The sequence below is a fragment of the Duganella sp. 3397 genome (assembly GCF_031456625.1).
Lineage (GTDB): Bacteria > Pseudomonadota > Gammaproteobacteria > Burkholderiales > Burkholderiaceae_D > Rugamonas > Rugamonas phyllosphaerae.
Genome location: NZ_JAVDVB010000003.1, coordinates 1 through 12,175, shown reverse-complemented (window position 1 = coordinate 12,175; position 12,175 = coordinate 1). Strand labels below are relative to the sequence as shown.

12 protein-coding genes are annotated in these 12,175 nt (G+C 61.9%); 4 read left to right on the top strand and 8 right to left on the bottom strand.

Going from position 1 to position 12,175, the window contains the following annotated elements:
- Positions 1-14: 14 nt before the first annotated feature.
- From J2X54_RS08775 to J2X54_RS08760, 4 genes are all read right to left on the bottom strand, one after another.
- On the bottom strand, positions 15-467 hold the full coding sequence (locus J2X54_RS08775) for a copper chaperone PCu(A)C (protein ID WP_070246065.1): 453 nt from the start codon (positions 465-467) through the stop codon (positions 15-17).
- A complete protein-coding gene (locus J2X54_RS08770; RefSeq protein ID WP_310179876.1) occupies positions 464-1,087 on the bottom strand; it encodes an SCO family protein in 624 nt (207 codons plus the stop codon). The genes J2X54_RS08775 and J2X54_RS08770 overlap by 4 nt, the downstream gene beginning before the upstream one ends.
- Before the next feature lie 56 nt (positions 1,088-1,143).
- Positions 1,144-1,524: a DUF2946 family protein gene (locus J2X54_RS08765; RefSeq protein WP_310179875.1), complete on the bottom strand. Its 381-nt coding sequence runs from the start codon at positions 1,522-1,524 to the stop codon at positions 1,144-1,146.
- 83 nt (positions 1,525-1,607) lie between these two features.
- Positions 1,608-3,635, bottom strand: a complete 2,028-nt coding sequence (locus J2X54_RS08760) for a Cache 3/Cache 2 fusion domain-containing protein (RefSeq protein ID WP_310179873.1) — start codon at positions 3,633-3,635, stop codon at positions 1,608-1,610.
- Positions 3,636-4,069: 434 nt separating this feature from the next.
- Here J2X54_RS08760 and J2X54_RS08755 point away from each other — a divergent pair, with 434 nt between their 5' ends.
- Positions 4,070-6,331: a carboxy terminal-processing peptidase gene (locus J2X54_RS08755; RefSeq protein WP_310179871.1), complete on the top strand. Its 2,262-nt coding sequence runs from the start codon at positions 4,070-4,072 to the stop codon at positions 6,329-6,331.
- A 138-nt stretch (positions 6,332-6,469) separates the two neighbouring features.
- On the opposite strand, the gene J2X54_RS08750 is transcribed toward J2X54_RS08755, so the two are convergent.
- From J2X54_RS08750 to J2X54_RS08735, 4 genes are all read right to left on the bottom strand, one after another.
- The gene (locus J2X54_RS08750; RefSeq protein WP_310179870.1) at positions 6,470-7,090 is read right to left on the bottom strand and encodes a PEPxxWA-CTERM sorting domain-containing protein; all 621 of its coding nucleotides are present in this window, start codon (positions 7,088-7,090) and stop codon (positions 6,470-6,472) included.
- A gap of 191 nt (positions 7,091-7,281) precedes the next feature.
- Positions 7,282-7,464: a hypothetical protein gene (locus J2X54_RS08745; protein ID WP_310179869.1), complete on the bottom strand. Its 183-nt coding sequence runs from the start codon at positions 7,462-7,464 to the stop codon at positions 7,282-7,284.
- Positions 7,461-7,886, bottom strand: coding sequence for a hypothetical protein (locus J2X54_RS08740; protein WP_310179868.1), 426 nt, complete (start codon positions 7,884-7,886; stop codon positions 7,461-7,463). Before J2X54_RS08740 ends, J2X54_RS08745 begins: the two co-directional genes overlap by 4 nt.
- Positions 7,887-7,951: 65 nt before the next feature.
- Positions 7,952-9,166: an MFS transporter gene (locus J2X54_RS08735; RefSeq protein WP_310179867.1), complete on the bottom strand. Its 1,215-nt coding sequence runs from the start codon at positions 9,164-9,166 to the stop codon at positions 7,952-7,954.
- 102 nt (positions 9,167-9,268) lie between these two features.
- On the opposite strand from J2X54_RS08735, the gene J2X54_RS08730 reads away from it, so the two are divergent.
- Genes J2X54_RS08730 through J2X54_RS08720 form a run of 3 tightly spaced genes read left to right on the top strand, consistent with a single transcriptional unit; the run spans position 9,269 to position 12,066 of the window.
- Entirely contained in the window at positions 9,269-9,718 is a 450-nt protein-coding gene (locus J2X54_RS08730; RefSeq protein ID WP_310179865.1) for a helix-turn-helix domain-containing protein, read from the top strand.
- A 14-nt stretch (positions 9,719-9,732) separates the two neighbouring features.
- On the top strand, positions 9,733-10,923 hold the full coding sequence (locus J2X54_RS08725) for an acyl-CoA dehydrogenase family protein (protein WP_310179864.1): 1,191 nt from the start codon (positions 9,733-9,735) through the stop codon (positions 10,921-10,923).
- A gap of 9 nt (positions 10,924-10,932) precedes the next feature.
- Positions 10,933-12,066 carry an acyl-CoA dehydrogenase family protein gene (locus J2X54_RS08720; protein ID WP_310179863.1) on the top strand — a complete coding sequence of 378 codons (1,134 nt, stop codon included), beginning with the start codon at positions 10,933-10,935 and terminating at the stop codon, positions 12,064-12,066.
- The last annotated feature ends 109 nt before the right edge of the window (positions 12,067-12,175 follow it).

Sequence of the window (12,175 nt, the reverse complement as noted above, 5' to 3'; positions counted from 1 at the left end):
CGGCCCGGGAAAACTTAGTGGCCGGCGTGGGCGGCGGCGTTCAACGGTTTGACGATGGCGTCGACCTTGACGGTGGTGCGCACCTTGGCGGCGTCTTCCACTTCCAGTACCAGCGGCACCTTGTCACCATCCTTGAGCTGCTGCTTGAGCTGGAACAGCATCAGGTGGTAGCCGCCCGGCGTCAGCGCTACCGGCTTGCCGGCTGGCAGCTCCAGCGCCGGCACCTGGCGCATGCGCATGACGTCGTCCACCATTTTCATTTCGTGCACTTCCACCGCCCCGGCGACCGGCGAGCTGACCGCCACCAGGCGGCTGCCCTTGGCGGAGGTCAAGGTCATGAACGCGCCGGTGACTTTTTGCGCGGCCACGGTGCCGCGCACCCACGGCTGATCGACGGTCACTTGCGACCAGGCGGGGGCAGCGGCCAGAATGGTGGCGCCCAACATCAGGGAAATCATGGTTTTCATTGGAACAGTCCTTGTAAGAATTCGGAGAAGCCGGATTTTTTCGGGTTGATCAGTTGGCGCAGGTCGTCGGCGCACTGCCGGGCGGTCTGGTCGTGCTTGAGGCCGAGGCGGATCTTGCCGTTGGCGTCGAACACATAGGTAATCGCCGTGTGGTCCATGGTGTACGACTCGCCGCTCGGCACTTTTCGATACATGATCTTGAAGTCCTTCGCTGTCTTGGCAGTTTGCTCGGCGGTGCCGCGCACGGCGATGAAGGTCGGGTCAAACGCCGCCATGTAGTCGCGCAGCAGCGGGCCGGTATCGCGCTCAGGGTCGATGGTGGCAAACACGATTTGCAGCCTGTTGCCGTCGGCGCCCAGCAAGCGCTTGATTTCCACCGCGCGCGACAGGGCGGTCGGGCACACGTCCGGGCACTGGGTAAAGCCGAAGAACAGCAGCACCAGCTTGCCGCGAAAATCGCGCAGCGTGGCCGGCTTGCCGTCCGGGTAGGACAGCAGGTAATCGGGGCCGATGGCGGCGCCGGTCAGGTCGATCGCGGTGTATCCGCGCGCGTGGGCCGCCAGCGTAAATCCGGCCAGCGGCATTGCCGCCGCAGCCGAGAGGAAGGAACGTCGTCGCATAAAACTCCTGTAGTGTCTGGATGGCGCTGGTGCTGGCACCGGCGCAGGGGCAGGGGTCAGGCGAGCGAGGGCGGGGCGCGCGGCCGGGCGTCGGGCCAGCTGCGATGCGGCGTAGGCGCCGTGTAGCCGGCTGCCGGGCCGGGCGCGGTGGCGGTGAGGGGGGCGCGTAAGGTAAGCGGCGCCGGCGGCGGCGCAGCGGCCAGGCTGGCGCACAGCGCGCAGTGTTTCAGGTGGTGGCCGGCAGTCGGCCCTGGTGGCTGGTGCTGGCTGGCGGGGCTGCTGTAGACAGTGCCGCGGGCGCTGCAGATCTCGGCGGCGATGGCGTCCAGGCCCGGCGCCACCGTTGCCTGGCCCAGTGCTGGCCACAGCAGATTGAGCATGATCGCAAAACAGAGGATCACGCTGATGTGGCGACGCTGGGAAAGAAACGGGTGCATCGCACGATTATAAGGTAAAAGAGCCAAGTAAAAAAAAGCCGCCACCGCTGGCGCGGAGGCGGCTTTGGCCGGAGCGATGCTGCTTACTTCAAGGCCAGGCGCGACGCGGTATGGACTGGTGCTCTGGCTGCACCGGCATTGCTGCCCAAGTTGAAGATGCGCACCACTTCCACCAGGTCGTGCGCCTGGTCCTGCAGCGCGGCGGCGGCGGCGGCCGCTTGCTCCACCAGCGCGGCGTTTTGCTGGGTCACTTCGTCCATCTGATGGATGGCATCGTGCACCTGGCCGATGCCGGTGCGCTGCTCGTCGCTGGCGCTGCTGATCTCGGCCATGATGTCGGTTACGCGGCGCACGCTCTCCACCACTTCCTGGATGGTGCTGCCCGCCTCGGCCACCTGGCGGCTGCCGATGTCCACCTTGCTGACCGAATCGTCGATCAATTCCTTGATTTCCTTCGCTGCCGTGGCCGAGCGCTGCGCCAGGTTGCGCACTTCGGTGGCGACCACCGCGAAACCACGGCCCTGTTCGCCGGCTCGGGCCGCTTCCACTGCCGCGTTCAGCGCCAGGATATTGGTCTGGAAGGCAATGCCGTCGATGACAGAAATGATGTCGACGATCTTGCGCGAGGAGGCGTTGATCGAGCCCATGGTATCGACCACCTGCGCCACCACCTCGCCACCCTTGGCAGCGACGCCAGAGGCTGCCATCGCCATCTGGTTGGCCTGGGCCGCGTTGTCGGCGTTCTGGCGCACCGCGCCGCTCAGCTCTTCCATCGAGGCGGCGGTTTGCTCCAGGCTCGACGCCTGCTCTTCGGTGCGGCTCGACAGGTCGAGGTTGCCGTTGGCGATTTCGGTCGCAGCCGTGGTGATCTGGTCGGCGCCGGCGCGTACCTGGCCTACCACGCTCGAGAGGTTGCTGCTGATGCCATTGAGGGCGCGCAGCACCAAGCCGATTTCATCGTTGTTATGGATTTCCAGGTGCACGTCGAGGTCGCCCTTGGCGATGCGGTCGGCGGCTTCCTCGGCGCGGGCCAGCGGCCGCGACACCACGGTGCGCACCAGTAGGAACAGGATGACGGCGAAGATCACCAGCGCGGCCAGGCCGATCAGCGCGTAGCGGTTGCGCAGGGTGGCCGCTTCGCTGGTGATTTCGTCAGTATAGGTGCCGCCCACGATCAGCCAGTTCCAGTCCTTGAAGGTGTGGAACTCGACCATTTTCTGGCGTGGCGACTCGTTTTCGCTGGCGGCCCAGTTGTAGGTCATGCCGCCGGACTTGGCCTCCAGCATCTCGCGGATGATGGCCTTGCCGTCGGTGCTCTTGGTATCGATCAGGTTGTCGCCTTCGCGCTTGGGATGGATCAGCGCGACGCCCTGTTTCTCACCCTTGGCGGCATTGATCACGTAGATGTAGCCGGTGTCGCCGATCTTGATCGCCTTGATCTTCTGCTTGAGCATATCCATGTTCTTGGAGATGTCGAGGCCGATGAACAGCACGCCGATGACGTTGCCGGCCGCATCCTTGATCGGATCGTATTGGGTGATGAACTGCTTGCCGAACAGCGTGGCGAGGCCAATATAACGCTGGCCGTTGCGCAGCAGCGGGTAGCTGGGGTGGGCGTGGTCGAGCTGGGTGCCAACCGCGCGTTCGCCGTTCTCTTTCTTGAGCGACGTGGTCACGCGCACAAACTCGGCGCCGTTGGCGGCAAAAATGGTGGCGATCACGCCGGTTTCATTGGTGAACTTGTCCGGGCCGGTGAAGTCGAGGTTGAGCGCTTTGCCGCCATGCATCAGCGATGGCGTCGGTTTGCCGGCGATCTCGACCGTGGTGGCCGGGTCGAGGCTGAACTTGCCGCCATCGAACTCGGAAGCGAACAGGCGCGCGAAGCTCGACGCCTCGTTGGTCATGGCGTTATTGAACACCTCGACCGTGTTGCTGATGCCGCTCAGCGAGTTGGCGACGTTGGACTTGGCGCGCTCGGTCAACATGGCCGAAGTGCTGTGGTTGATCAGCACCAGGATCACGGCCATGATCACCGTCATCAGCGCGAAGGTGAACACGGTAATCTTGGTGCCGACACCCCAGTCGCGGGGATTCATCAGGGATTTGGTCATTGGATTCCAGTTATTGCTGTTATTGGTGGTTCGGAAACGGGATATGCCCCGAAAAGTCGGGAGCGCTGCTTGAGGCCAGGGAAAACATGTACCTCAACAGCTGAGGCGAGCTGCCCACCGCCGGGTGCCGGGGCGGCGTCATCATTGAATGCAATTGATGCGATAAGGCTAAATTCTAGCAGAATTTTGCCGTTGAGCAATCAAAATTTTGACGTATATCAAGGGATTTCCTTTTCTAAAACAATGACTTAAATAATATATTGCCGACTTTAAATACGGGTTACTACGTATTGCGAGAGATGGTATTCAGTCGCGCTTAAGGTTCGTGGCGGAAACTCGCGATTCACAGAACGGCGTGCCGACTGCTATCCTGTAGAATGAAATTCAATGCTGCGCCTGCAATAACCTATAGATAAATACTCCGGAGTTAGCCGATGAAGAAAAAAATGCTGTTGGTGGCCATGATCGCGGCCCTGTCCTTCCAGGCCGGCGCTGCCGTGCCTGACAAAGTGGCAGATGCGCCGCTCAAGCCCCAGGTTGGCCAAGCCCAGGCCGCTGTGCTGGCCTCGCGGGTGCTGACCAAGCTGCATTACAAGGCTGCACCGCTCGACGACGCCATGTCGGAAAAGATCTTCGACCGCTATTTCAAATCGCTGGATTCGGAAAAACTGTTCTTCACCCAGGCCGACCTGAACCAGTACGCCATCGTGCGCACCCGCCTGGACGACGCCATCAATGGGGAAAACCTCAGCGTACCGTTTGCCATCTTCAACCTGTACCAGACTCGCTTGCGTGACCGCATCGCCTATGCACGCGAGCTGGTCAAGACCGGCAAGTTCGAGTTCGCGTCGGACGAGACCTACCAGATCGACCGCGAAAAGGCCGATTGGGTCAAGAGCGACGCCGACATGAAAGACCTGTGGCGCAAACGCGTCAAGAATGAATGGCTGCGCCTGAAACTGGCCGGCAAGGACGACAAGAGCATCCGCGAAACGCTCGACAAGCGTTACGAGAACTACCTCAGCCCGTCCCGCCAGCCGACCAGCGAAGATGCGTTCCAGATCTTCATGAATGCCTACGCCATGTCGATCGAGCCGCATACCAATTACCTCGGTCCGCGCGCCGCCGACAATTTCGACATCTCCATGCGCCTGTCGCTTGAGGGCATCGGCTGCGTTCTGCAAAGCCGCGACGACTACGTGGTCGTGCGCGAAGTCGTGCCGGGCAGCCCGGCCGGCCTGTCCGGCAAGATCAAGGTGGGCGACCGTATCGTCGGTGTGGCCAAGGACGAGAAGGGCCCGATGACCGAAGTGCTCGGCTGGCGCCTGGACGACGTGGTCGCGCTGATCCGCGGTCCCAAGGACTCCACCGTCAAGCTCGAAATCATCCCGGCCGACGCCGGTCCCGATGGGAAGCACGCGTTCGTTTCGCTGGTGCGCCAGAAGATCAGCATGGAAGAACAGTCGGCCAAGAAAACCATTTACGAAGTCAAGGATGGCAACGCCAAGCGCCGCGTGGGCGTGATCTCGCTGCCAACGTTCTACCAGGATTTCGAAGCGCGCCGCAGGGGCGACAAGGATTTCAAGAGCGCCACCCGCGACGTCGAACGCCTGCTGGTCGAACTCAAGAAGGATAAAGTCGACAACGTCCTGATCGACCTGCGCAACAACGGCGGCGGCTCGCTGAACGAGGCGGTGGAACTGACCGGCCTGTTCATCGACAAGGGCCCGGTCGTGATGCAGCGCAGCGCCGACAAGAAAGTGGAAGTGGAAAGCGACACCCGCGCCGGCATGACCTGGGACGGCCCGATGGGCGTGCTGATCAACCGTGGTTCGGCCTCGGCGTCGGAGATTTTTGCCGCAGCGATCCAGGACTACGGCCGTGGCGTCATCATCGGCGAACCGAGCTTTGGCAAGGGCACAGTGCAAACCCTGTTCAGCCTGGACCGTTTTGCCCAGGACGACAAGGTGCGGTATGGCGAAGTCAAGTTCACCATCGCGCAGTTCTTCCGTATCAACGGCGGCACCACCCAGTTGCGCGGCGTCACGCCCGACCTGAAGCTGCCCACCATGACGGACGCCGAATCGTTCGGCGAGTCGAGCTATGACAATGCCTTGCCATGGACCCAGATCGCGCCGGCCACGTATATCCCGGCGGGCGACCTCAAGGAAATCATCCCGGTGCTCGATAAAAAGCACGTGGCGCGCATTGCCAAGGACAAGGACTTCCAGTACCTGGCCGAGGATATTGCCCTGGTGAACAAGCAGCGCAAGGAAAACGCGATTTCGCTCAACGAAACCGTGCGCCGCAAGGAACGCGAACAGCAGGAATCGCGCGCCAAGCTGCGCGAGGCCCGTTTGCTGGCAGCCCCGGGCGCCGACGATCCCATCCTGTTGCCCGATCCGAAAGACGCGCTCAACAAGGCGATCGCCGCCAAGCCGGCCAGCGGCAAGACCGCACCGATCCCCAAAGTGGCAGGGGTGAAGGGCGCGTTGCGCAGCGACGACGGCCTGCAGGGCGCCGAGCGTACGCTGGCAGCCGAGCTGGAAGCGGAAAAATTGGCCAAGGCAGCCAAGGACGTGTTGCTTAACGAAGCGGTGCACGTCCTGGCCGATGAGGTGGCGTTGCTCAAGGCCGATAGCCGCATGGCGGCGCGAGTGATACCTTATGCGCAACCGACGACCGCTGGTAAATAACGAGTTATGCTTGCTGTGAATTTCCAATATTTCCGATATAAATTGGATTTATATGCTGCACAGCGGCATTATCATTCCTGTCTCCTCTATTCTCCTCCAAGAAAATAGATTCAGCCCGCTCCCTGAGCGGGCTTTTTTTTACGTGCGCTGTTTGCGGCGTACGCACGCAGTCACCAGTGCCAGGCCGCCTAGCAGCATGGCCCAGGTTGCAGGTTCCGGCACGGCCGAAACGGTGTCGCGCGCCAGGATAGACCGCACCGTCAGAAAATCGGCATTGTCCACGGTGCGGTCTGTAACCATGGCAAACGGCCGTACCACGCTGGGCGTGGTCAGCTCCTTGGCGAAAAAGCCGAAGCCGCCTGAAATGCCGTCGGCATCGCCGTAGGTCGTGGCGTCGCGCGGATTGGTGCCCACCACCACGCGCTGGCCGATCAGTTCGCGGGTAAAGTCAACCGGGGCCCGCGCATAGAACAGGATTGAAGAGAAATCCTGCTTGCCAAACACCCCGTTGCCGACGGCGGCGCCGGTGACGGTCAGTTTCAGGCTGGCAATCTGGGCCATATCGATGGCGTGCGGAACGGACGGGGTGGTGTCGATCAGTAACGAGTCAAGCGTCAACTCGGCAAAAGCGGTATCGACGCCGTTGCCGTTGCTCCACTTGATATCGAAGGTGACCAGGCCGGCCTGAGCCAGCGGCGCCATGCCCAACGCACACAACACGGCTGCTGCGCCGGCCATCTTTTTCAACGAGTTCATCATCTTGAGTCCTGCTATCGGTAAGGGGATTCTTGCATGGAAGCCATGCATCCGATGCAATATAACTGCGGCTAGTTTAAGCCGCAACCTTTAACGTGCAGGTGTGATTGGCACGCGACATTCGGACAGGATCAGGCGCGGGCACGATGAGGCTCGGGCCAGCGCTGCGCTGGCCCGGCAAACTTGGCAATCGGCTAGGAGGTGCGCCGCAGCAGGCGGCGTAGACGATAGTTGTCGGCGAGCAGTCCCAACAAGGCAATGATGGTGACGACGACGAAACCATCTTTCTCAAGGAAGTACCAAAATACCCACGCCATGCCAGCGCAAAGCAATGCGCAAAGCAACAATGCAAGTCTATCTTTGGCGTTCGTTTTCATGGTTTTGATGAGATATATCGGCAAGAATAACGGCCTGCAGCATCCGGGTGATAGATCGGTGGCGCTTTTAACAGAACCGGCGCGAGCCAAGCGCGGTCCAACCGGTGTTGTCGCGCCAATCGTAAAACATCTGCGATATCCCTGCCACCCCCGAGAGTGCGGCCGGTGGCGACAGCGAGACTGCCGATACATGCTCCTACATAGAATGCGGCGGAGATGGCCGCCACTGTGGCTAACTTTTCAAGGCGGGTACCTGTACCAATCAACTCTCCCACCGTGACGGTCTTGCCGAATTTATCTATATTGGTGAGCAATACGGTCAAGGTCCCGGCAGTTATTTGTAGCGTACCGAACAAGCTCTCGGGCGCAGGCAATCCGAGGCTATCCATATTTTCTTTGAAATACCGGTAAAAGTTAGACATGGAATTTCCTTTGGTAAAGAAGACCAAGAGCTTAAGACGGCGTATTCAGTCAAAATTGATGCGTATCACACACCCGTCGTTTCGAGTAGCTTATCGCTTCCGGTCCAAGCCCAACAGACCAGTGCCGTCAGGCTCACCGCAGCGCCGAGTGCGCAGACAGCGTTCCAGCCAGCGACGCTGAATACCACCGTCGCCGCCCAGGCGCCAATGCCGCTGCCTACCGCGTAGAACAACATATAGCAGCCCACAAGGCGGCTGTGCGCGCCGCCGCTGGCTCCGAATATCAGGCCCTGGTTGGTGACGTGCAGCGCCTGCACACCAAGATCGAGCATCAATATGCCAAGTACCAGCATGGATATGGTCGTGGTCATGCCGGTGCCGGGCTGAAAAGCCAGGCTCAGCGGCAGCCACGACAGTACCAGCAGGACCAGGGCGGTTGCGCTGGTGCGTCGGCTGTAGCCGCGATCTGCCCAGCGGCCGGCGCGGGTGGCGGCCAAGGTGCCGGCCAGTCCGACCAGGCCGAAGGCGCCGATGGCAGCGTGCGAATAATGGTAGGGTGCGGCGCTGAGCGGCAATACCAGCGCGCTCCACAGGATATTGAAGGCAGCGAACATCAGCAGTGCGATCACTCCGCGCACTTGCAGCACGCGATCGTCGCGCAGCAGTGTGAACATCGAAGCGAGCAGGCGCGGGTACGACAGTGCTCGTTGCTGAATCGGCAAGGCCGGTAACAGCCGCCACAGCAACCCCGCCATCACCAGCATCGCCAGCGCCGAGCCACCATACACCGCGCGCCAGCCGGCCAGGTCGGCAACCGAGCCGGCCACCACCCGCGCCAGCAACAAGCCCGATACCACGCCGCCCTGGGCAGCACCTACCACGGCGCCACGTTCGGCTGGCTGGGCCGCTGCGGCCGCATAGGCGATCAGTCCCTGGGTCATGGCGGTGCCCAGCAGCCCTACCGCCAGCATGGCCGCCATCAGCCCCACGGCGTTGTGGGCGCACGCTGCCGCTGCCAGGGCCACCACGAGGGCCAGCAGCTGCGCCAGCATCAGTCGCCGGCGCGGTAGCAGGTCGCCCAGCGGTACCAGTAGCAGCAAGGCCAGCACGCTGCCAGCCTGGGTGGCAGTGATGACCCCACCGACGGCGGCGCGCGAAATGCCGAAGTCGTCGGCCAGCGCGACGAGCAGCGGCTGGGCGTAATAGAGGTTGGCGACACTGAAACCGCTGGCGCAGGCAAGCAAAACCACCAGCGTGCGGGGAAGAGAAGGTTGACGCATGATGCTCCTAACGGCTCGCAAGACAGATCTGGTTTCAAATCAAAACTGGTTGTATTGTAAGTATTTCAGTTTTAAAATGCAACCAATTATCTGGAGGAGGCCATGGTCAAACGAAAATCGATGCAGGACGATGCCTGCCCGGTGGCGCGGGCGCTGGACCTGGTGGGCGACCGCTGGTCGCTGCTGCTGGTGCGCGATGCGTTCGACGGCATCCGTCGCTTCAGCGACTTCCAGCGCAATCTTGGCGTCGCGCGCAACATCTTGTCGGACCGGCTGGCGACGCTGGTGGCAGCCGGCGTGCTGGCAGTGCAACCGGCCTCGGACGGCACGTCGTACCAGGAATATGTGCTCACGCCTAAAGGCGAGCGCCTGTTTCCGCTGGTGGTGGCCTTGCGCCAGTGGGGCGAGCAGCAGTTGTTTGGGCCGGGGGAAGCGCATTCGCAATTGCTCACGGCGGCTACCGGGCAGCCCTTGGCGCCCATGTTGCCGTTCGATGCGACTGGGCAGGTGGTACAGTCACACCATACATTCGTGAAGAAATTGCCAAATTAAACGATGGAGACAGCATGGATTTGAGCTACACGGCAGCGGACCTGGCGTTCCGCGACAAGGTGCGCGCTTTTCTCGCCGCCAACTTGCCGCCCGACCTGCAAAAAAAGGTGCGCAACCACGTGCGCCTGACGCGCAACGACTACGTACGCTGGCACCAGATTGCCGCGCGCCAGGGCTGGTCGGCGCCGGGCTGGCCGGTTGAGCACGGCGGGCCGGGCTGGACGCCTACCCAGCGCCATATCTGGGAAGAGGAGTGCGGCCGCGCCGGCACCCCGCAAATCCTGCCGTTCGGCGTCAACATGGTCGCGCCGGTGATCATGGCATTTGGCAGCGCTGCCCAAAAAGCCCATTACTTGCCGCGCATCCTCAATTGCGAAGACTGGTGGTGCCAGGGATATTCCGAGCCCGGCGCCGGCTCCGACCTGGCGTCACTGAAAACCCGCGCCGTGCGCGTCAACGACGTGTATATCGTCAATGGTCAGAAAACCTGGACTACGCTGGCACAGCACGCCGACATGATGTTCTGCCTGGTGCGCACCGATCCCGACGTGCGCAAGCAGGAAGGCATTTCGTTCCTGCTGATCGACATGACCTCGCCCGGCATCACCGTGCGACCGATTCTCACGCTCGATGAAGAGCACGAAGTCAACGAAGTGTTTTTCGAAAATGTGCGGGTGCCGGCGATCAACCTGGTGGGCCAGGAAAACAAGGGCTGGACCTATGCCAAGTACCTGCTGGGCCACGAGCGCACCGGCATCGCCGGCGTGGGCCGGTCCAAGCGCGAGCTGGCCTTCCTGAAAAAACTGGCTAACGAGCACAGCAAACATGGCAAGCCGTTGTTGCAGGATCCGCTGTTTGCCACCAAGGTGGCCAACGTGGAAATCGAGCTGATGGCGCTGGAAACCACGGTGCTGCGCGTAATTACCAGGAACGCCCACTCGCCCGGGCCGGAGGCGTCGCTGCTCAAGATACGCGGCACGGAAATCCAGCAGTGGATTACCGAGCTGATGATCGAAGTGCTGGGCCCGAATGCGCTGCCGTTCGACCTTGCCTACCTGGACGGTGACAGCGAACACGCGGTAACCGGTGACGACGCCGGCGCGCCGCTGGGCGCCAACTACCTGAATATGCGCAAGACATCGATCTACGGCGGCAGCAACGAAATCCAGAAAAACATCATCGCCCAGATGATCCTGGGACTGTGAGGAAACGGCATGGACTTTAATTTTACCCAGGAACAGCAGCAATACGGCGACGCCCTGCGGCGCTGGATCGACAAGGATTACACGTTCGAGACGCGCCAGCGCATCGTCCATTCGCATACCGGGGTATCGGACGCTGCCTGGCAGGCATTGACCGAACTGGGCATGACTGCGCTGCCGGTGCCGTCGAACCAGGGCGGCTTCGACGGCGACGCCATCGACATGCTGGTGGTGATGCAGGAGCTCGGGCGCGGGCTGGTGGTCGAACCATATTTCGCCACCGCCTGGGGCGCCTATTTTCTCAAGCTGGCCGGCAACCAGTACCACCTGTTGCAAGACGTGGCCGAAGGCCGCGCCAAGCTGGCGTGCGCGCTGGGCGAGAAGCACTCGCGCTACGACCTGGCCGACATCAAGACCCTGGCGGCCGTCAACGGCGAGGGTTACCGCATCGACGGCACCAAGACCGTGGTGCTGCACGGCGCCCAGGCCGACGCCCTGGTGGTCTCGGCCCGCAGCGCCGGCGGCCAGCGCGATGTCAACGGCATCAGCCTGTTCGTGGTGCCCACCGATATGCCGGGGCTGACCATCCGCGACTACCGCACCCTCGACGGTCGCCGCGCCGCCACGGTGCAGTTCAGCCACGTGGCGGTGCCGGCATCGGCACTGCTGGGACGGCTGGGCGCAGGGTGCGACATGCTCGATGAAGCGGCCGACTATGGTGTGACCTTGCTGTGCAGCGAAGCGCTGGGCGTGATGGATGCGCTGTTTTCCAGCACACTGGACTACGTCAAGACGCGCCAGCAGTTCGGCGTACCGATCGGCAGCTTCCAGGCCTTGCAGCACCGCATGGCCGACATGTACATCCACCTCGAGCAGGCACGGTCGATGGCGATGCTGGCTGCCGCGCGCATGTCCTGCGGCGATCCTGGCGAGCGGCGCCGCATCATGTCGGCAGCCAAGGTCAGGGTAGGGCAGGCGGCCAGGTTCATCGGCCAGGAAGCGGTGCAACTGCACGGCGGCATGGGCGTCACCGACGAACTGCCCGCCTCCCACCACTTCAAGCGCCTGGCGATGATCGAACGCACCCTGGGCGACATCGACCACCACCTCGAACGCTACACCGCCCAAAAATTGTTCCAACCCTAACTTCGGGGTCAGTGCCTAATGCCGCTAAGTTAAGCTCTTAGCGGCATTTTTCTTGTAAACGACTGCCGGAAGTGTTAACTTTCTGCACGATGCTATCAGATACCATTTC

What these genes read in the sequence shown, in the direction of transcription:
- J2X54_RS08775 (WP_070246065.1), bottom strand. Translation starts at nt 467, where the DNA reads ATGAAAACCATGATTTCCCTGATGTTGGGCGCCACCATTCTGGCCGCT.
- J2X54_RS08770 (WP_310179876.1), bottom strand. Translation starts at nt 1,087, where the DNA reads ATGCGACGACGTTCCTTCCTCTCGGCTGCGGCGGCAATGCCGCTGGCC.
- J2X54_RS08765 (WP_310179875.1), bottom strand. Translation starts at nt 1,524, where the DNA reads ATGCACCCGTTTCTTTCCCAGCGTCGCCACATCAGCGTGATCCTCTGT.
- J2X54_RS08760 (WP_310179873.1), bottom strand. Translation starts at nt 3,635, where the DNA reads ATGACCAAATCCCTGATGAATCCCCGCGACTGGGGTGTCGGCACCAAG.
- J2X54_RS08755 (WP_310179871.1), top strand. Translation starts at nt 4,070, where the DNA reads ATGAAGAAAAAAATGCTGTTGGTGGCCATGATCGCGGCCCTGTCCTTC.
- J2X54_RS08750 (WP_310179870.1), bottom strand. Translation starts at nt 7,090, where the DNA reads ATGATGAACTCGTTGAAAAAGATGGCCGGCGCAGCAGCCGTGTTGTGT.
- J2X54_RS08745 (WP_310179869.1), bottom strand. Translation starts at nt 7,464, where the DNA reads ATGAAAACGAACGCCAAAGATAGACTTGCATTGTTGCTTTGCGCATTG.
- J2X54_RS08740 (WP_310179868.1), bottom strand. Translation starts at nt 7,886, where the DNA reads ATGTCTAACTTTTACCGGTATTTCAAAGAAAATATGGATAGCCTCGGA.
- J2X54_RS08735 (WP_310179867.1), bottom strand. Translation starts at nt 9,166, where the DNA reads ATGCGTCAACCTTCTCTTCCCCGCACGCTGGTGGTTTTGCTTGCCTGC.
- J2X54_RS08730 (WP_310179865.1), top strand. Translation starts at nt 9,269, where the DNA reads ATGGTCAAACGAAAATCGATGCAGGACGATGCCTGCCCGGTGGCGCGG.
- J2X54_RS08725 (WP_310179864.1), top strand. Translation starts at nt 9,733, where the DNA reads ATGGATTTGAGCTACACGGCAGCGGACCTGGCGTTCCGCGACAAGGTG.
- J2X54_RS08720 (WP_310179863.1), top strand. Translation starts at nt 10,933, where the DNA reads ATGGACTTTAATTTTACCCAGGAACAGCAGCAATACGGCGACGCCCTG.